At 52.5% G+C, this 18,825-nt stretch carries 16 protein-coding genes and 1 tRNA gene; 9 read left to right on the top strand and 8 right to left on the bottom strand.

The window, feature by feature from the left end; genetic code table 11:
* Positions 1-107: 107 nt before the first annotated feature.
* Genes AC4FIC_RS04460 through AC4FIC_RS04445 form a run of 4 tightly spaced genes read right to left on the bottom strand, consistent with a single transcriptional unit; the run spans position 108 to position 2,791 of the window.
* Entirely contained in the window at positions 108-287 is a 180-nt protein-coding gene (locus tag AC4FIC_RS04460; RefSeq protein WP_100255972.1) for a hypothetical protein, read from the bottom strand.
* Positions 287-1,090, bottom strand: coding sequence for an indole-3-glycerol phosphate synthase TrpC (gene trpC, locus AC4FIC_RS04455; RefSeq protein WP_100255971.1), 804 nt, complete (start codon positions 1,088-1,090; stop codon positions 287-289). Before trpC ends, AC4FIC_RS04460 begins: the two co-directional genes overlap by 1 nt.
* 55 nt (positions 1,091-1,145) lie before the next feature.
* Positions 1,146-2,177 carry an anthranilate phosphoribosyltransferase gene (gene trpD, locus AC4FIC_RS04450; protein WP_100255970.1) on the bottom strand — a complete coding sequence of 344 codons (1,032 nt, stop codon included), beginning with the start codon at positions 2,175-2,177 and terminating at the stop codon, positions 1,146-1,148.
* A 35-nt stretch (positions 2,178-2,212) separates the two neighbouring features.
* A complete protein-coding gene (locus AC4FIC_RS04445; RefSeq protein ID WP_273285985.1) occupies positions 2,213-2,791 on the bottom strand; it encodes an anthranilate synthase component II in 579 nt (192 codons plus the stop codon).
* A 112-nt stretch (positions 2,792-2,903) separates the two neighbouring features.
* On the opposite strand from AC4FIC_RS04445, the gene AC4FIC_RS04440 reads away from it, so the two are divergent.
* The 3 genes from AC4FIC_RS04440 (at position 2,904) to AC4FIC_RS04430 (ending at position 5,303) form a co-directional block, all read left to right on the top strand.
* Positions 2,904-3,146 (top strand): Trp family transcriptional regulator, encoded by a 243-nt coding sequence (locus tag AC4FIC_RS04440; protein ID WP_100255968.1) that lies wholly within the window; start codon positions 2,904-2,906, stop codon positions 3,144-3,146.
* Positions 3,139-4,542: an anthranilate synthase component I family protein gene (locus tag AC4FIC_RS04435; RefSeq protein WP_227003737.1), complete on the top strand. Its 1,404-nt coding sequence runs from the start codon at positions 3,139-3,141 to the stop codon at positions 4,540-4,542. Before AC4FIC_RS04440 ends, AC4FIC_RS04435 begins: the two co-directional genes overlap by 8 nt.
* Positions 4,543-4,640: 98 nt before the next feature.
* Positions 4,641-5,303 (top strand): anthranilate synthase component II, encoded by a 663-nt coding sequence (locus AC4FIC_RS04430; RefSeq protein ID WP_100255967.1) that lies wholly within the window; start codon positions 4,641-4,643, stop codon positions 5,301-5,303.
* Positions 5,304-5,410: 107 nt separating this feature from the next.
* Here the strand turns inward: AC4FIC_RS04430 and glyA are convergent, their stop codons facing one another.
* Positions 5,411-6,673, bottom strand: a complete 1,263-nt coding sequence (gene glyA, locus AC4FIC_RS04425; protein ID WP_100255966.1) for a serine hydroxymethyltransferase — start codon at positions 6,671-6,673, stop codon at positions 5,411-5,413.
* Between the two features lie 303 nt (positions 6,674-6,976).
* Here glyA and ettA point away from each other — a divergent pair, with 303 nt between their 5' ends.
* The 3 genes from ettA (at position 6,977) to AC4FIC_RS04410 (ending at position 9,703) form a co-directional block, all read left to right on the top strand.
* Entirely contained in the window at positions 6,977-8,632 is a 1,656-nt protein-coding gene (gene ettA, locus AC4FIC_RS04420; protein WP_100258667.1) for an energy-dependent translational throttle protein EttA, read from the top strand.
* A gap of 120 nt (positions 8,633-8,752) precedes the next feature.
* Positions 8,753-9,484 carry a PAS domain-containing protein gene (locus tag AC4FIC_RS04415; RefSeq protein ID WP_158524267.1) on the top strand — a complete coding sequence of 244 codons (732 nt, stop codon included), beginning with the start codon at positions 8,753-8,755 and terminating at the stop codon, positions 9,482-9,484.
* A gap of 134 nt (positions 9,485-9,618) precedes the next feature.
* Positions 9,619-9,703, top strand: a tRNA-Leu gene (locus tag AC4FIC_RS04410).
* Positions 9,704-10,218: 515 nt separating this feature from the next.
* Here the strand turns inward: AC4FIC_RS04410 and AC4FIC_RS04405 are convergent.
* Positions 10,219-11,757 carry an ABC transporter permease gene (locus AC4FIC_RS04405; RefSeq protein ID WP_287418571.1) on the bottom strand — a complete coding sequence of 513 codons (1,539 nt, stop codon included), beginning with the start codon at positions 11,755-11,757 and terminating at the stop codon, positions 10,219-10,221.
* A 75-nt stretch (positions 11,758-11,832) separates the two neighbouring features.
* Positions 11,833-12,771 carry a sugar ABC transporter substrate-binding protein gene (locus AC4FIC_RS04400; RefSeq protein WP_100255963.1) on the bottom strand — a complete coding sequence of 313 codons (939 nt, stop codon included), beginning with the start codon at positions 12,769-12,771 and terminating at the stop codon, positions 11,833-11,835.
* 217 nt (positions 12,772-12,988) lie between these two features.
* Here AC4FIC_RS04400 and AC4FIC_RS04395 point away from each other — a divergent pair, with 217 nt between their 5' ends.
* The 3 genes from AC4FIC_RS04395 (at position 12,989) to AC4FIC_RS04385 (ending at position 18,096) form a co-directional block, all read left to right on the top strand.
* A complete protein-coding gene (locus AC4FIC_RS04395) occupies positions 12,989-13,762 on the top strand; it encodes an ATP-binding cassette domain-containing protein (protein WP_100255962.1) in 774 nt (257 codons plus the stop codon).
* A 4-nt stretch (positions 13,763-13,766) separates the two neighbouring features.
* Positions 13,767-14,957 (top strand): ROK family transcriptional regulator, encoded by a 1,191-nt coding sequence (locus tag AC4FIC_RS04390; RefSeq protein WP_100255961.1) that lies wholly within the window; start codon positions 13,767-13,769, stop codon positions 14,955-14,957.
* 211 nt (positions 14,958-15,168) lie between these two features.
* On the top strand, positions 15,169-18,096 hold the full coding sequence (locus AC4FIC_RS04385; protein WP_476194800.1) for a GGDEF domain-containing protein: 2,928 nt from the start codon (positions 15,169-15,171) through the stop codon (positions 18,094-18,096).
* On the opposite strand, the gene AC4FIC_RS04380 is transcribed toward AC4FIC_RS04385, so the two are convergent.
* Positions 18,091-18,570, bottom strand: a complete 480-nt coding sequence (locus AC4FIC_RS04380) for a helix-turn-helix domain-containing protein (protein WP_100255959.1) — start codon at positions 18,568-18,570, stop codon at positions 18,091-18,093. The two genes, AC4FIC_RS04385 and AC4FIC_RS04380, sit on opposite strands and share 6 nt — an antisense overlap.
* Positions 18,571-18,825: the final 255 nt, after the last annotated feature.

Here is an 18,825-nt window from a genome sequence, read left to right as displayed (position 1 = left end):
CGCCGCCTCGCGGTAGGTCATAAAAAAAGCGCGCTCAGTGCAAACTGAGCGCGCTTTTTGTTGGCCTGGATAAAAGCCCCATGCCCTCAAACGGACGGAGCCTCGCGCTAGCCGATAAAGTACTTGATGGCCGCGGCAATGAGCATGATCGGCACCAGAATGCGGAACCATTTACTGTAACTGGCCTGTTGCTCGGCCGTGACCTGGGTCGGATTGCGCGAGGTGATGAAAAGCACCAGGGCCATAACAACCCCCAGCACCAGCAGAATTTGCACGATCGGTAGCATTAATAGTCTCCAAAAAGTTCGGCAAGTTTGTCACCCGGTTGATCGGCGCGCATAAAGGCTTCGCCAACCAAATAGGCGTTTATCTGGTTATCGCGCATCAGACGGACATCGGCGCCACTGAGGATGCCGCTCTCGGTCACCAGCAAACGCTCGGGGTCGAGCATTTCCTTCAGATCCAGTGTCGTCTGCAGGGACACCTCAAAGGTGTGCAGGTTACGGTTATTGACCCCAATCAGGCGGTTGTCGACCGTCAAGGCCACGCGCAGCTCGGAAGCATCGTGCACCTCGATCAACACCTCCATACCGTATGCGATAGCCTGCGCATGCAAATCGCGTAGCTGAATGGGATCCAACGCCGAGACAATCAATAGCACACAGTCGGCGCCGATCGCCTTGGCTTCGGCGATCTGGTAGGGGTGAATCAAGAAGTCTTTGCGGATCACCGGCAGGCCGACAGTCTCGCGGACTTGAATCAGATAGTCTTCGTGGCCCTGGAAGAAATCTGCATCGGTCAACACCGACAGGCAGGCCGCCCCGCCGCGCTCATAACTTTCGGCGATGGCCTGGGGAATAAAGGGCTCACGCAAGACACCCTTGCTCGGTGACGCCTTTTTAATTTCGGCGATAACCGCCGCCTGGCCTTGGTCAATTTTATTGAGCAATGCCTGGGTAAAGCCGCGCGGCGGCGCATAGCGGTCAAATTCCTGTTCCAGGTCGCGCATCGACTTAATACGTTTGCGCTGCTGCACTTCCTGCACTTTACGATCCAGGATTTCATTCAAAATGGTCGGTCTGTTGTTCATTGGGTTACCAAAAATAGAGGTCAATAGGGTGGGCCGAGCGCGACCCATTATAGGGCTAGCCGGCACTCTGACTGAACTGAGCGAATTCGCGCAACTTCTCGCGCGCCAGGCCTGAAGCAATGGCGTCTTCGGCCATGCTAACGCCGTGTGCAAAGCTGGTGGCCACACCGGAAACATAGATGGCGGCCCCGGCATTGAGTGCAATCAGGTCGGCGGCGCGGTTACTGACCTCATCGCCAGAGCCATCGAACACCGCCTGGATCAGCGCCAAACTGCCGGCCACGCCGTCGGCCGATAAGCCGACCATGGCCTGCGTCGCCAAGCCAAAATCTTCCGGCGCCACGGTGTAGGTGTTCACCTGACCGTCCTTCAGCTCCGCAACGAAGGTTGCCGCGGACAGGCTGAACTCGTCATGACCGTCCAACGAATGCACCACCATAACATGCTCACTGCCGAGCTGTTTTAGCGCTAGGGCGAGCGGTTCGCAGAGCTCAGCGTTAAAGACGCCGACCACTTGCCGCGTTACACCGGCGGGATTGGTCAGCGGGCCGAGCATATTAAAGATGGTGCGCATGCCCAGTTCTTTGCGCGGGCCCATGGCATAGCGCATGGCACTGTGATGCGCTTGGGCAAACATAAAGCCGACGCCGATCGTTTCGATCGCCCGGGCTATGGCACTTGGTGGCAAGGCCAGCTCGACACCGGCCGCCTCGAGCAGGTCGGCGCTGCCAAAGGTCGAGGACACACCTCTATTACCGTGCTTGGCAACATGCGCGCCGGCCGCAGCCGCGACAAAGGCGCTGGCGGTTGAGACATTGAAGAGTTTTTGCCCCGAGCCGCCGGTACCACAGGTGTCCACTAGGTGGTCGGCGGTTACCGGTACTTTGGTCGACAGTTCACGCATCACGGTCACCGCGCCGGTGATTTCCTCAACCGTCTCACCCTTCATGCGCAAGCCCATGAGAAAAGCGCCAATCTGCGCATCGCTGCATGCACCGGTCATAATGGAACGCATCACATCGCTCATTTCCGGTTGGCTGAGGTGACCGTGACCGGCAATACGCTCCAGTGCTTGTTTAATATCCATAAAGCCTCGCTGTGGCCAGGAACCGCCCTGACCGGTTATCGGGTGACAAAATTGCTTAATAGCGCCAGACCCTGTTCGGTTAAAATCGACTCGGGATGGAACTGGACGGCTTCTAAGCGCAATTCAGTGTGCCGGATCGCCATTATTTCGTCTAGCGAACCCTGGGCATCTTCGGTCCAGGCCGTGACCTCAAGACAGTCGGGAATGGAGCGTTGCTCCAGGGCCAGAGAATGATAGCGCGTGGCATTAAAGGGTGACGGCAGACCGGCAAATACGCCCTGTTGGCGATGATGGATGGCCGACGTTTTACCGTGCATAACCTGCTTGGCCCGCACCACCTTGGCGCCAAACACCTGACCCAACGCCTGACAACCTAGGCAAACGCCAAAGATCGGCAGCGCCGCGCCAAAGTGTCGGATCGCGGCGAGCGATATGCCGGCCTGATCGGGCGTACCCGGACCCGGCGAAATCATTATCTGGTCCGGGGCCAAGGCCGCAATACCGGCCAGATCGATCTCATCGTTAAGCTTGACCACAACCTCAATCGACAGCGACTCCAGATAGTTCACCAGGGTATAGGTGAAGGAGTCATAATTATCGATCATCAACAACATGCTGGCATTCCGTTTAATATCCCATGCGAAAAAGCGCGCGCCAGTTTAACACCGAATCGATGCGTGAAAACTAGAGTTGACTCTAGCGCAAAATGTTATAGCATACTAGTACATGAATACAAACAATCCCGAACAGATCGCATTACTCGACCATCTCTTGACCGCGCAAAGCCGGACCGAGATGGCCCATTGCCTTGAGCAGCTGTTAACACCGTCCGAATATGAGGAAATAGTCAAACGACTGCAGATCTTCCGGATGTTGGTTCAAGGTGTACCGCAACGTAAAATTGCCGAACAACTCGGCGTTGGTATCGCGACGGTTTCGCGCGGCGCCAGGGCTCTTAAGGATGACTGATACTGCCATGGTGCAACCGTTAAAATTTACCCTGCCGCGCAAGCCGCAATATCTCAAGGTCGCCGACCACTGCGATTTCTTTGAACTGTTCAAAAAAGTCGATAAGGCCTATGACAACTGTTTTATTCTCGAATCGCTCGGTGAGGACAGCCATATCGCCCGGCACAGCATTATTGGCTTCGACCCCGAAAAGGTGATCTTCGCCAATGGCGATCAACTAACCATTACCGAGCGCGACGGCTCCCAGGTCCATTATCAGAGTGACAATCCATATGAGCTGCTGCGCACGCTGATGCCACAGGATATTATTTCGCGCATGTACGCCGGCGGCCTGACCGGCTACTTGGGTTACGATGCGATGAACTATTTTGAAGCCAAGCTCGATATTCAAACCAGTGAGCTGTTCGATGCCTTCCGTTTTGGCCTCTATAAGGACGGCCTGGTGTGCGACAAGATGACCGGGGAGGTGTTCTATTTTTATTACGACAACAACCGCATCGATCGGGTGACGCAATTGCTTGCCAGCAGCTACCCAGGCAATGGCCCCTTGACGGTCACGGCCACCGGCGACAGCATGTCACGCGAACAGCATCGCGCCGCCGTGCTCAAGGTTAAGCAAGACATAATCGATGGCAAAATCTTCCAAACCGAGGTCGGGTTCAAGAAGTATTTCAGCCTGGATGGCGACACCATCAACCTCTATGAAAAACTGCGCGACGTGAACCCCTCGCCGCAGATGTACTACGTTAAGTTTGGCGCCCAAAAACTGATCGGGGCCAGCCCAGAACTGCTGTTCCGTCTGCGTCAAGGTGAAATGGAGACCTTTCCGTTGGCCGGCACCACCCTGCGCGGCACGACGCCGGAAGGCGACACCCTGCTCGCGCGCGCCTTATTGAACGATCCCAAAGAGATCGCCGAGCACAATATGATTGTCGATCTGCACCGCAACGATATTGGCCGGGTGGCACGCTTTGGCACCGTCAAGGTGCGCAGTCTGATGGACATCAAACGTTTCAGCCATGTGCAGCACATCTCCAGTGAGATCGTCGGCATTATCGCCGAGCAAGAGGATATGTTCAGCGCCTTGGCGAGCAACTTTCCGGCCGGCACCCTAACCGGGGCACCGAAGATTGAGGCGATGAAAATCATCAACGACCTGGAGTCCGACGGACGCGGTCCCTACGGTGGCGCGGTCGGGCACTTTTCTTTCAATGGCGACTGCACCTTTGCTATTCCCATTCGCACCATCTTCGCCAATGGCGACCAGGCTTATGTGCAAACCTGCGGCGGCAATGTGTACGACTCCAACCCCGACGATGAGTACGAAGAAATTCAACGCAAGTTTGCCGGCACGCGCAAGGTCTTGGAGCAATTTATGACGCCCGAGCCAAGCTAACAACTCGCGCTCCGAGCACTCAACCAACCGGTCATCGACCGGGCTAATAATTCCGACCCGGTGTCCGTGTGACCCCGGGTGCTATAAGGTAAGCCAACATGAACGTACTGATCATCGACAATTACGATTCTTTCACCTTCAATCTGTATCAATATATAGGTGAAATACTGTCCTCCGCGCAGAGCCGAGGCGACCTAGGTGAGTTCAAGGTGAGCGTCAAACGCAACGATGAACTGAGCCTGGCCCAGATCCAAGAACTGCGACCGGACCGAATTATTATTTCACCTGGGCCTGGCTCACCCGACGATGAGCGTTACTTTGGCGTTTGCACCGAGGTAATTCGTACCCTGGGTCCGACCACACCATTGCTGGGCGTTTGCCTGGGCATGCAAGGCATAGTGCACAGCTTTGGCGGGCATATCATCAAGGCGCCGGTGCCGATGCATGGCAAGGTTAGCCCCATCCAGCACGACCAGCGTGGGCTCTTCACCGGTGTCCCCGACCAATTAGAGGTCATGCGCTATCATTCGCTGATCGCCAATCCGAAAACCCTACCCGATTGCCTGCGCGTAACCTCGGCCGTGGGTGCCCTGGCCGCCGCCGATTTCGACGACCGCAGTCAGCTGCAGAGCGACGCGGACTTTGAGATTATGGCCGTACAACATATCGATTACCCGATCTATGGGATTCAATTTCATCCGGAATCCTTTGCCACCGAAGGCGGTAAGGACCTGATTCGTAACTTCTTATTTCAGGCCTAGGGTCGCTCGACAGGCTGCTTGAGTAACATCGGCGCAAAAAAAACCAGCCTAAATAGACTGGTTTTTTTATCGGCGAGATCCGCCTAGACGGCGCGCCTTAGGCTCTCTTAGCGATAGACTGGCAAGGAAGCGCAGATCGCAATCACCTTGGCTTTGACTTCAGCGATCATCGCATCGGCGTTGCCCGTTTCCAGCGCATCCAGCACATCACAGATCCAATTGGTCAACTGGGTCGCTTCGGCCTCATTAAAACCGCGGCGCGTGATCGATGGCGTACCAATGCGCAGACCCGAGGTTACAAAAGGTGAGCGCGGATCATTGGGTACCGAGTTCTTGTTGACGGTAATGTTCGCCAAACCCAAGGCCGCATCAGCGTCTTTGCCCGAGTAAGATTTGCCGATCAAATCGACCAAAAACAAGTGATCTTCAGTGCCGTTGGAGACAATGCGGATACCGCGCGCCATAAAGGCCGCCGCCATCGCCTTGGCATTCTTAACCACCTGGGCCTGATACAGCTTGAATTCAGGCTCCATTGCTTCTTTAAAGCAGACGGCCTTGCCGGCAATAACGTGCATCAACGGGCCGCCCTGACTTTCAGGGAAGACGGCAAAGTTCAACTTCTTGTTCAAAGCCTCATCGTTGTGCGCCAGGATCAGGCCGCCGCGCGGGCCGCCCAATGTTTTATGGGTGGTGGTGGTGACCACATCGGCGAACGGCATCGGGCTCGGGTAGACACCCGCCGCGACTAGGCCGGCAATGTGCGCCATGTCGACGAACAGGAAGGCACCCACTTCGTCGGCAATGGCACGAAAACGCGCCCAGTCGACGATCAGTGAGTAAGCTGAAAAGCCGGCTACGATCATCTTTGGCTTATGCTCACGGGCTAGAGCGTCAACCTGGTCGTAATCGATTTCACCGGTATCGGTATTCAGACCGTACTGAACCGCGTTGTAGATTCGGCCAGAGAAGGACACTGATGCACCGTGGGTCAGGTGACCACCGTGCGCCAGACTCATGCCGAGGATAGTATCGCCAGGCTTACACAGGGCCATATAGACCGCGCCATTGGCCTGTGAACCGGAGTGAGGCTGGACGTTGGCAAATTCCGCGCCAAACAGCTCTTTGGCCCGATCGATGGCCAGTTGCTCGACCACATCGACGTGTTCACAACCGCCGTAATAACGCTTACCGGGATAACCTTCGGCATATTTATTGGTCAGCTGAGACCCCTGGGCCTCCATAACGCGCGGCGAGGTGTAGTTCTCTGAGGCGATCAATTCTATATGCTCTTCCTGACGCACACGTTCCGCTTCCATTGCCTGCCACAGGTCGGCATCGTAATCGGCAATATTCATGGTTTTTTCAAACATTAGACTCTCCAATGTGTTGGAAGCCTCAGTTAAGACACCGCAACCGCAGACCATAACTAGGGCTTCGTAAAAATCGATATAACAACCAGGCTTTGCCAGGCATTTTACCGGTCAGGAAGACGGCGTATTTTACACAAACCCACGCGCAATCCCAGAAAAAGGGCTTATTTAGTCGTATGTTGTTAAATTGTTATGCTTTCGCTGCAATCAAACGACGGCAGCGGACTATTTATAGCATTGAAGTGACTTACACCCGCGCATCCATTAAAATTGCTCACCTATTTTTCAGACAAGGATCCTTCGGTGGCTCAATACGTATTTACCATGAATCGCGTCGGCAAGATCGTCCCGCCGAAACGAGAAATCCTGAAAAATATCTCCCTATCTTTCTATCACGGCGCGAAAATTGGCGTCTTGGGTCTAAACGGCTCCGGTAAGTCTACATTGCTGCGCATCATGGCCGGCCTCGACACCGAAATCCTCGGCGAAGCGCGCCCCCAGCCAGGCTTGAAGATTGGCTATCTACCGCAAGAACCAGAGCTGGATAACAGCAAGTCGGTACGTGAGATAGTGGAAGAGGCGCTCAGCGGTCTTAAAAATGCCCAGGTAGAACTTGATGCAGTATACGCAGCCTATGCCGAACCGGATGCTGATTTTGACAAGTTAGCCCAGAAGCAACAGGAACTGGAAAACATCATCAATGCCGCCGACGGTCACAACACCGAGACCCGTTTGGAAATAGCCGCCGATGCCCTGCGTCTGCCACCTTGGGACGCCCGGGTCGAACATCTGTCTGGCGGCGAACGCCGCCGAGTCGCACTGTGCCGATTACTGCTGTCCAACCCCGATATGTTGTTACTCGACGAGCCGACCAACCACCTCGATGCGGAATCAGTGGCTTGGCTAGAACGCTTCCTACACGAGTTTACCGGCACCGTGGTCGCCATTACCCACGACCGTTACTTCCTCGATAATGTCGCCGGCTGGATCCTCGAGCTCGACCGCGGACAGGGCATCCCGTTTGAAGGCAATTACAGCCAATGGCTCGAAAACAAGCAACAGCGTCTGGACGTCGAATCGAAGCAGCAGTCAGCCCACAGTAAGGCCATGAAAGCCGAACTGGAGTGGGTGCGTCAGGGCTCCAAAGGCCGTCAATCCAAGTCTAAGGCTCGCCTCAAGCAGTTTGAAGAAATGAATTCGCAAGAGTTTCAAGCGCGCAATGAAACCAATGAGATGTATATCCCACCTGGACCACGCTTGGGCGATATCGTGATTGAAGCCGAAGGCGTGAGTAAGTCCTTCGATGGCCGATTGCTCTATGAGGATCTCAACTTTGTTATCCCACCGGGTGCCATCGTCGGTATTATCGGCGGCAACGGTGCGGGTAAATCGACTCTGTTTAATATGATCGCCGGCACGCAGCAACCCGATGATGGCACGATTCGCATCGGTGAAACCGTCAAGCCGGCTTACGTTGGCCAGTTACGCGAACTCAATGGCGACAATACGGTCTGGGAAGAGATCTCCGGCGGCATGGACACCATTACCATCGGTACCTATGAAACCTCATCGCGAGCCTATCTGGGCCGATTTAACTTCAAGGGCGGCGACCAGCAGAAGTTTGTTAAGAACCTCTCCGGTGGCGAGCGCAATCGGTTATTTCTAGCCAAGGTGCTGCAAGAAGGTGGCAACGTGGTCATGCTCGATGAGCCGACCAACGATCTGGATATTGAAACCTTGCGCGCACTGGAAGAGGCGATCTTGGCCTTTCCCGGCGTGGCCATCGTCATTTCCCACGATCGCTGGTTTCTCGACCGTATCGCAACGCATATATTGGCCTTCGAAGGCGATTCTAAGGCGGTCTTTTTTGAAGGCAACTTTACCGAATACGACGCCGACCACCGCAAACGTCACGGCAATGAAGGCCCTAAACGCCTGAAGTACAAGCGCATTAAATAGCCGTCGCGGCAGCCCCGCGACTCGGCCGAAGATGATCTATACTCTAAAGCAATGTACGTGCTGCTCGATCCCTTGGGTTTCGGGGGGCACGTTTCTTTAGCCTTTATAGTGAAGCCGGTTATGCCTCAAACGCTCAAATCCCCCCTGCCAATCGCCAAACCGAGCCTGCCCTATAAGAGCCCGCTGCTAATGCTGGTGTCCGTCGGTTTTTGTGCGGGCCTGTTTCTAATGGCAAGCGTCTGGTTGTTCAACGCTAAGTTGGGCCTAGCCAGCAGCATATTGACCATGGTGATGGCGCTGATCAGCCTGGTCTTTTTACTGATTGCGCTCAGGGTGTACGCCCACATCACCCTGTTACTGGCGCAAAACGATCAAAAACACTTACAAAATGCCCTGATCCAGGCCAAGGATATGCTCGACACCAGCAAGCAACTGCGCGACGACCACATTATTCTTCAGTCCCTAGTGCAAAACCTGCCTTTTCCCGTTTGGCTTAAAGATCGGCTTGGACGATATCTGGTCGCCAACCATGCCTTTGTTCAGCAATGGGCTAATGGCCAAGAACCAAAGGGTAAGACCGATGCCGACCTACTCAATGCCCAATTGGTGAGCACCTTTGTGGCTGCCGATGAGGCGGCTCTGGCCACCGGCATGGCGCAGAAACTTGACCTGCGCTTGGACTTCAGCGGCCAAGCAGCAAAATGGGTACGCATCGAACGCTATCCATTACAGGGTGAAGATCAACAAGCCGTGGGGGTCTTGGGCTTCGCCATCGACATTTCACCCTTTAAGGCAGGCCTCAACGACAACTCCGCTGGGTTTAAGACGCCCCCTCACCCGGAGCAGCAGTAATGCGCGGCGGTGCCCTGTGGAGGCGAATAGGCCGCTCAAATAAGCCTGAGGTAAACGCGATAACAAGAAGAATATTCGTGCAAGCGCTTGATATGTAAGAAAAAACTAATTACTATGCGCTCACTTCGTTTTATGCGGACGTGGTGAAATTGGTATACACGCCAGATTTAGGTTCTGGTACCGCAAGGTGTGAGAGTTCGAGTCTCTCCGTCCGCACCATTCTAAGCCCTTAGGGCGCCTTTTCATGTTGCTATACAGACCTTTCCCCCAGTTACTTCTACAACACTTCTGATAGATATGACTGCTGTACAACTGTATCTCGAGTTTTAAAACCCCATGACCCCCGCAAGCCATTTATAATTTGCCCAAAGACTGGGTCAACCAACAACGCTTGATGAGCGACTAAATTACGTTTAAGTAAACTGACGGCTAATGCCTGAGACTTCGCTAACCTGATATTGATGTAGCCGCACAACACTGGTTACGCTCGAGGCCATATCAAGCACCTGTTGCGCCAACTCGGCAGGATAAATTAGATCTAAACAATGATTATGTTCTTAGGGGGGAGTTGTATGCCAATAGATCAATATAGCTCAGCAGATGGCGCTAAATACCGTGATGGGCTGGTTGAGACGGATCTGGCGAGTCGAACCGTAAAGAGGCAGCGCATGCACTCCCTCTTTACTGCCCTTGCACAGTTATCATGCCTACAAGGGCTTAACCAGAACAGATAATCAGCCGTTGGCGCTATCTAACGCTCTGGCTCGTTCAAACATATAGGGCACTGTAGGCAGACCCGCCATTGCAAACGCGCCTAAAATCAGCAGTGGTGCGGCTGCGGCCATATCGGAAGCAATCAGTGCCAGTGCTGATACGACAAAAATACCGCCCATGGCAAAGGACAGGGTTTTGTGTAATTTAACCACCGTCACCACCGCACCGGCCACTAAAGCCAGCAGCGCAAGGCTTATCATCCAGGTGCCTGAAATAATGGTGTGTAGATTGAGCACACCAACTTCATCTAACAACCTTACATAGTGGTAGGACACCATATTGGCCCCAGCTTGCTGCATGGCGACCATCGAATTGTGCTCATGTAGACTAATCAGCGAGCTAATCAACGCAGACAATGGTGTCAGGGCTGCGAACAGAGCCAACACGATCGCCACCACACCCAACATCTGTTGTACCTTAACAGCGGATTTTGACTGCCGGACAATGTCGATACCCACAGCAACTAAAATAATAAGGCCGGTTACCACCATCTGCCAGAAGGTTTCAAGCTGAGCCAAGGTCAGGCCATTGTTAATGAGCTTAATAAGCACCACGCCCATAAAGGTACCAATCACGGTGCCTCGCCCACCAAACAGTGACGTGCCGCCAATGACGACCGCGGCGATGGCATTTAGCTCCCACATTTGCCCATAATCTGACTTGGCGTAAGGTGCGCGACCGAGAAACAACAATGCACCGAAGGCTGCGCCCATAGAACAGAGGACATAGGTGTATAACGTATACAATCGGGTGTTGATGCCCGCTTGCCGAGAGCCTTGTTCATTACTGCCGATAGCATAGATGTATCGCCCCAATCTCATATTGGAAACGACTACAGCTAGCAGAATAAAAAATACGATGAAGATGATCATGCTCATCTGAAATGTGCGAAAGAAGCCCATCCAATTGGCATCCACAAACCCGCCAAGCGACTCCATTAGGCCCGAAAGCTCACCAGCTTGAAACTGTTCGCGCAATCCGGCAAACGGGTTGTATCGACCAAACAGGTCAAAAGTAGCTGGTAATTTTGGTGTTGCCTGAGCGCCTGTAGACAGGTGAGCACTGCCTCGCCAGACCGAAAGTCCTGCTAGGGTGACGATAAATGCCGGCATGCCTAAATAGGCGATTAATGAGCCATGTATTGCTCCAATCAAGCCACCTAAAGCCAAGCCGCAAAAAATTGCTATACCGGGTGGCAGTCCCCAGTAACTGGCTATATAACCTGTTACCGCAGCAACCATACCCATTACTGCGCCAACGGATAGATCGATTCCAGCGGCCAATATCACTAATGTCATGCCACCCGCCACGACGCCAATTGCTGCAGAGTTATTGAGAATGGTCATGATATTTGTAGGGTGAAAAAATGGTTTTCCAGACGTTACCATTTCAATCGCAATGGATAAAATCAATATAGCTAATAGAGCCCCAGACCATTCTTTGCGAAAGAAAGAAACTAGGTGGGTTATTGCTTTATCTTGTAAACTCAACACGTTCATCTCTTCTCCAATTATAAAAGAGCCCAGCATCGCCGGGCTCTATTATCATGCTACATAAACTAAGTTTATTATGATTTACTTAATACCAACCAGGTCTTTGTAAGCTTGAGCAGTCGTAGGTGTTACCAAGAAGAAACCAGTATCGATACGGGCAGATACTGTTTTTCCGTTTGATGCATCAACAGCCGCTTTAATGCCTTGATAACCCATTTGATACAACATCTGCGCTGTATCGGCATGTACCCAACCAGCTTCCATTGCTTCAACGGCATCGGTTGCGCCATCAAAACCAACCAGCAACACGTCACCAGCAGACAAGCCTAGGTTTTCCATTGCAGCTTTAGCGCCCATAGTGCCGCCATCCCATGCGTTTGCGACCATCTTAATATCGTTACGCGCATTGAGAATAGCTTCAACGCCTTCTTGAGCTTGGGCAGAGTTCCATTCAGTCGGTACTTCTAAAATTTCACTGTTTGGACGCGCTGTTTTGAATGCTTCGGTGAAGCCATTACGGCGCTCTTGACCCGTGCTTTGAGCTTGGTTACCCGTTACATAAACAATAGCATCGCCATCATTTACTAACGTAGCGGCATAAGCGCCTTGAACCTTGGCAACAGCATAGTTATCGGTGGCAACGAATGACGTTACAGCCGCGCCGTTTACACCCGTGTCGATGGCCACAACAGCCACACCAGCGTCCATGGCATCTTTTACTGCAGGCGCAATGCCTGAGGAATCAACAGGTGCAATGGCAATGGCTTTAATGCCTTGAGCCAACAGGTTTTCAAACACTTCTAGCTGACTAGACAGGTCACCCTGGAAAGTAGGTCCTACTGTTATAAGGTCAACGCCTGCCTCTTTCGCTGCATCAGCCGCGCCCTGGTTAATCATCATCCAACCAGAGTTAGTCGCTGACTTGGTAATATAACCAATAGACTCTGCATAGACTGCGCCAGACAACAAAGCGCTTGCGGCGATTGCGCCAATTAATTTATTCATTTTCATGCTCATCATCGATACTCCGATATGTTTTTATTTTCGTCCTGTGGCGCCAACTACAAAATATAATTTGCTGAACAGGTATTTGCGGCATTTAGATGGCCTGACAGAATCATTGCTCATTTGTATCACCCCTGTCAATTATTAAATCAATTTTACTTAATAATTGACAGGGGTGCCTTTCGTCGGCATTCTCAGCTCAACAGAAACATTTAGCCCATTGGAGGCAGATATGACCCATCCCGTTTTAGAGATTAGCGGCCTTACCAAACACTATGGCGGCGTGCATGCCCTCAACGATGCTGATTTTATCTTAGCGCCCGGCGAGCATGTGGCCATCGTAGGTGATAATGGTGCCGGAAAATCCACTTTTGTGCGTAACCTTACCGGTGTTGAACGGCGTACCCGCGGCAGCGTAAAATTCTACGGTGAAGAAGTTGACTTTGCTTCACCCTTAGAAGCGCGTGATGCAGGCATCGAAACGGTCTACCAAAATCTGGCACTGGCTGACGAATTGGATGTACCAACCAATATATTTTTAGGCCGAGAACTCACCAAGTTCGACTTTGGTCCATTTAGCTGGATGGACAAAAAGGCTATGTTGGCGGAGTCTCAAGAGCTATTACAAAAAACAGGTGTTAAGATTCCTGATCTTAGCCAATCTTTAAGAGGCATGTCTGGCGGACAGCGCCAATGTGTCGCAATTAGCCGCGCAGCGGGATGGGGCGATAAGCTCATCATTATGGATGAACCCACTGCCGCCTTAGGTATTCAAGAATCGACCCGCGTGGAAAACATCATTCGTGGCTTGAAAGAGAAGGGCACACCCCTGATTCTGATTAGCCACAATTTACGCCAAGTATTTAATTTAGTTGACCGAATTATTGTTTTTCGCCAAGGGCGAATTGTTGGCGATAAATTGACCGCTGAAACAGATGGCAATGAAATTGTATCCATGATCACGGGTGTTGATCAGGTTGTTCACAAAGACGCGAGTTACATATAACACTATGAATTTGGAAAACCCCCAATTGCGCAATGCTGGCACGAATCAGACCGGCATGCGCCAATATAATGAGCGGCGCATTCTGGCCATTATTCGTGAAACCCGGGGGATAACCAAAGCCGACATTGCCAAAGCAACCAACCTCACGCCACAAACAGCCACGATAATAATCAATCGGCTGGAAGAACAAGATTTATTACTGGCAGGAGAAAAGCGTCGCGGTGGCAAAGGCCAACCCTCTACGCCTTATCGGCTCAATCCAGATGGTGCGTTAAGCATAGGCATCAAAATTGGTCGCAGTTCGTTGGAAGTATTATTGGTTGGCTTTACCGGAGAGGTGCGCTCACGTTTATCTTACAATTATGCTTTTCCAGAGCCCAAGGAAGTTTTTTACCATATTAAACGGAGCTTGGATCATATACTTGGCAGCCTCACCGCTGAACAACATACAAAGGTTCTTGGCATTGGCGTGGCGGCGCCCTATTCGATGGATGGCTGGGCGGGAGAGCTTAAAGGCCCGATAGAAGCGCGCAAATCGTGGGCCAACATCAATATTCGCGCAGAGATTGCGGCACTCACTACGATTCCAACCACACTCACCAATGACGCTACCGCAGCTTGCATTGCCGAGCTAACCTTTGGCAACCCGCATAAGTGGCAGAGCTTTTTATATTTTTATGTCGGTACATTTATCGGTGGTGGCTTGGTCTTAAATAACCAAATATACGCAGGGCATAACACCAATGCTGGCGCTATGGGTTCCATACCCCTGAGCAGCAGTAAACAGCTCATCGCAGACGCCTCCCTGTATCACCTAGACCAGGAACTCAGCCAGCTAGGACTGGCCAAGATCTTTCTTGAGGGCGCCAGTGAAATAAACCCAGAAACATGGCTGGTTTATACCCGCTGGGCAGACAAAGCGGCTTTGGCCATTGCCTATGCAATCGCCTCTGGCTGTGCCTTTGTTGATCCAGAAGGTGTGATTATCGATGGCCGCATCCCGGCAAAAGCCACCACTTACCTGGTCGACGCAATTCGCCATGCTTGCCATACTGACAATTGGGAAGGGCTGTCTAAACCCACCATAATATGCGGAAACATTGGTTTTGATGCACGAGCCTTGGGTGGCGCGTTACTACCTATATACTCCACCTTTGCACCAGACAGTGATGCTTATTTAAAAGCCACTAGTTAAAAGCCACACAGTCACAATATATTTATAAATACGTTTATTTGAATTCTGCTTTTGTTGGGTTCTACCCCATCCACTACGACAACCCAGCTCGCTATGCCCTTTTATTTAGGTTCATTCCAGGCTGGCAGCCCAACCCACTCAGCGTTCCAACATTGACAGGCTTGCCCCCCTTAACTAGTTTTAAACTCATCATCTGCTGCATTGACTCTACATGATGTCTGGTTTCTTTCAGAATTCGACCCAACCGGTCACCCTCTTCTTGGAAAACCCGGCCCTAGCTAAGGGCCAAAGCGCAACCGATCCCTACGATTTAAAGATCAGCCTCGACTCCAGTGCACAGCATCTGCCCTTTGAACCCTTTGTGTCCATTATCCGTTTTGCGTTGCAACAGGCCGACGCCGATATGGAGCAGGTGCTTGAACTGCCCAACCTTTTTACGGTATTGAAACCGGTGCTACGCAGCTTTGTCCTCGATCAGGAACCGGCGCAGCGTGAACCCCTGAATACCGATGAGCTCTCCTACGAGCAGATCGAGGTGCAAAAAGCCTTGGCCTACCTGCTCGAGCACTGCTTCGCTCGGCCGGTCACCATTGCGGTTACCCACGCGCAATACCTATCGCCCTCCGCGCTGAAATTATTACAACAAGAAGACTATCGATTTACCGCCAAGATCCACCTCCATCTGTATTTGTCGACCATGGCCTTTACACATTTAAAAAACATCCAAGGTTTTGTACAGCAGATTAAGCGCCGCCATATAACGGTGCCTGACAAGGCTGGCGGCTCTATTAAGAGCCGCCAGCATTACCATGTAGAACTCCAGAGCGCTCAGATGTGGCGGCATCTAGAGTTCGCGCAAGCACTATACTGCCCCGATGAAATTTTGACCTTGGCCGATCGCATCCAGGCTGAGCCACATCTGGTACTCGAAGACAAGGCGGCTATTCTCAGTGCTAGAATGTTTGCCTGGATTCTGACCAATGATCCCGAACGCTGCCATATCCATATGCAGGAGTTGCAACAAATCAATTTGGAGGCCTTAGCGGTGCCGTCCGGTCTCGCGACTATGTCGGCCATCTGTGTCGGATATCTGTGCTTGCAGGACTTCCCAGCTGCCACCAAGGCCGCTCACAACCTCAGGTTCTATGCGCACCAGCAGCACCAGGCACAGGAGCAGCTGCTCGCCGAGTTTTATATTTTTCTCAGTGTCTGCATGGACGGCCAACTCGACCTGGACGCCGAACGGCTAGAGCAGTTGGAACGGGCGCTGAGCCAGCAGGGCTGGCCTAATTTGGCGGCCTTCGTGAAATGCTCTCTGTGGTTCAATGAGGTCTTGCTGGCGGAGCAGCCGGAGCGGTTGATCAGCCTGTGTTTGGCGGCCGTTCGGGACTTTAAACAGCTACACAACCTGATTGGCCAGTCCACGGCGCATCATCATATCTGTATCGTGCTTGGCTCCAACGGCAGGCCGAAGGAGGCCGTGTCGCATATCCAAAAGGCGCTAAACCTCACCAAGCAATGCGGCCTATCAGTGCGCATCCACAATACGCTCAACGGCCTGTCCTTCTTGCTTAACGGTTTGGGACAAAGCGGTCCCGCGCGCAAGGCCATCGAGGCGGCCTATCCCTTGGTTTTGGCCGATGGTAATTTCGATCAAATTTGTACCACCCTCTACAATTTGGCACTAACCGCCTTCTATGCCGATCATCTGCAGAGCACCATCTCACTATTAGACGATATATTTTTGATAATGGAATATCGCAATATGAGTGGCATTCGGTTCTTAAACAAGGAGGAGATGTTGGCCCTGCAGGCCATAGCGGCCTACCTAGATGGCGACCGACGACTGCCCTTGGCCATTCATCAGCAGCTGCGCCAAACCCAAACGCGATCGCATGAGGGAGAAGCCTTTATTCGCTGTATCGGCCTGATCACACAAGATTTGGACGTCGATCAGGCCGAAGATCTGTTTGCCACCCTGTCCGACCGACTTGGCAGGTTGGGTAAAAATATGCATTTGGAACTCTTACCCGTGCGCCTGCTGGTGGTTTATCTGCGTGATCTCAATGAACCGGGCCGGGCCAAAGCCTGGGCTCGTATTGGGATAAAACAATGCCGTGCCAACCATCTGCACAGCCGAGTAGGTTGGTTTAGAGAGGGCCGCCGACAACCCTTGATGCAGACCACCGTTGACGCCCGCCAGGCGATCAATCTGGCGCAGCGTCAGCTAGGCATCGATGCCCTAAAGCTGGAAAATGGTTTATTGCATACCCTGGTGGCCTTTAGCGATTCGGCCATACGCAGCTCAACGTTGGAGGAGTTGCTCGACGCCTTTCTGCAAAATTTGCAGAATTTCATCACCGTTCACAGCTCGACGATACAACTGACCCTCAGTGACGGGCAAGAGTTGAACCGGAAAATCACCAAGGGTAACGTCCTGGACCAGCGCATTGGCCTAGAGGTTTTACAGTATCCCCTGCAGTTTATCGGTGGCACTGGTCAGTTACGCTTGAGTTTTTTTAACGACCTGGCCAGCTATTCTCAAGATGCACGCGCCATTATGCAAAAAATTTGTGAGCGCCTATCGCGTTCGGTCGAGTATATACTCGATCGCTTGGATTCCCATCGTCTGGCCTATCACGATGCGCTCACCGGTGTGTACAACCGCATCGCCTTTAGCGAAGATATACAGCGCCTACTGACGCCCGGGAGTGTCAGCACACTGTGCCTAGCCTTTATCGATTTGGATAACTTTAAGTCGGTCAATGACACCCACGGCCATTGGGTAGGGGATGAATATCTGAAGGCCTTTTGCGCGGATTTGACGGCTCGGATCCGCTCAGCAGATCACCTCTATCGTTTGGGCGGGGATGAATTTTTGGTGTGTTTTCAAGACCTCCATCTGGGCGAGACCGAAGCCATTTTATATCGCTTTATCGACACTTTTTTTCAACCCGAGGCATTGCAGAAGATCGGCGTTAACCCTGACCTGGGCTTGGGCTGTTCGGTCGGCCTGGTGGAGTACCACCCCGAGGCAACGCGGCAACTGAGCGAAGAACAACTGATGCAGAAGGTGGACAGCCTGATGTATCAGGCCAAACGCTCGCGCGATCGGTGCATTGCCAGCCAAACCCTATAGAGGCTCGGTCGCCTGTATCGAGGCCAGCGCATGCACGGCGAATTGCCGTGCACCGGGTTCATCTAGATAACCATCGGTTTTTTTGTGGGCGCGTAAAAACTGGTAAATCGAAACCAGCAAGGTTAAGCCTTGCGTCTCGTCGAGTTCGCGGGCATCGGCACTTAGAAGCTGCTGGGCGATCTGGTTGGCGACCATCAAGGCTGCCTCATCTACGACCTCCGCTTGGCGATATTGATAGCCACAGCCGGTGGCTAACCATTCCAGGCTGACATTAACCCGACGCGCGATCAGATCGGCGCGTGACAGGCTTGGTTCAGTGCCATTGAGATATTTACGAATCAAACTCTCGCTCAGGCCCACCTTGCGGGCAAAGGCTGACACCGAACTTTCCGCTACCAGGATCCGCAGCCGCGCCGCAAAGGTTGCACTCGGGTCCGACTTTTCTTCTTTTGACAAATGTGAGTGCAGCGTCATGGATGCAAGCTATCTAGTAGGAGAGAGGCTCATATTATGAACAGTTTTTTAGGCCGCGGTCAACTTGGGGCTTGCTGTCAATCTGCATGAGATGAGCTAAAGCGCTGCGTGGCACAATCAAGAAATCCACGCGGTCATTGCTCTGCTAAACTTAAATATCTTTTAGGAAGCCGCTCATGCCCTTGTCTTTTACCATTGTGCCGGTTCGCTCAGACGCCGGCGATCGCTTAGAGGCGCAGATTGATGCGTTGGGTC

This window comes from Reinekea sp., assembly GCF_982785585.1.
This window is presented reverse-complemented; position numbering and strand designations above follow the sequence as displayed.

Bases quoted from the DNA above. Each gene is read 5' to 3' on its own strand.
- AC4FIC_RS04460 (WP_100255972.1), bottom strand. From the start codon at position 287: ATGCTACCGATCGTGCAAATTCTGCTGGTGCTGGGGGTTGTTATGGCC.
- trpC (WP_100255971.1), bottom strand. From the start codon at position 1,090: ATGAACAACAGACCGACCATTTTGAATGAAATCCTGGATCGTAAAGTG.
- trpD (WP_100255970.1), bottom strand. From the start codon at position 2,177: ATGGATATTAAACAAGCACTGGAGCGTATTGCCGGTCACGGTCACCTC.
- AC4FIC_RS04445 (WP_273285985.1), bottom strand. From the start codon at position 2,791: ATGTTGTTGATGATCGATAATTATGACTCCTTCACCTATACCCTGGTG.
- AC4FIC_RS04440 (WP_100255968.1), top strand. From the start codon at position 2,904: ATGAATACAAACAATCCCGAACAGATCGCATTACTCGACCATCTCTTG.
- AC4FIC_RS04435 (WP_227003737.1), top strand. From the start codon at position 3,139: ATGACTGATACTGCCATGGTGCAACCGTTAAAATTTACCCTGCCGCGC.
- AC4FIC_RS04430 (WP_100255967.1), top strand. From the start codon at position 4,641: ATGAACGTACTGATCATCGACAATTACGATTCTTTCACCTTCAATCTG.
- glyA (WP_100255966.1), bottom strand. From the start codon at position 6,673: ATGTTTGAAAAAACCATGAATATTGCCGATTACGATGCCGACCTGTGG.
- AC4FIC_RS04415 (WP_158524267.1), top strand. From the start codon at position 8,753: ATGCCTCAAACGCTCAAATCCCCCCTGCCAATCGCCAAACCGAGCCTG.
- AC4FIC_RS04405 (WP_287418571.1), bottom strand. From the start codon at position 11,757: ATGAACGTGTTGAGTTTACAAGATAAAGCAATAACCCACCTAGTTTCT.
- AC4FIC_RS04400 (WP_100255963.1), bottom strand. From the start codon at position 12,771: ATGATGAGCATGAAAATGAATAAATTAATTGGCGCAATCGCCGCAAGC.
- AC4FIC_RS04395 (WP_100255962.1), top strand. From the start codon at position 12,989: ATGACCCATCCCGTTTTAGAGATTAGCGGCCTTACCAAACACTATGGC.
- AC4FIC_RS04390 (WP_100255961.1), top strand. From the start codon at position 13,767: ATGAATTTGGAAAACCCCCAATTGCGCAATGCTGGCACGAATCAGACC.
- AC4FIC_RS04385 (WP_476194800.1), top strand. From the start codon at position 15,169: ATGATGTCTGGTTTCTTTCAGAATTCGACCCAACCGGTCACCCTCTTC.
- AC4FIC_RS04380 (WP_100255959.1), bottom strand. From the start codon at position 18,570: ATGACGCTGCACTCACATTTGTCAAAAGAAGAAAAGTCGGACCCGAGT.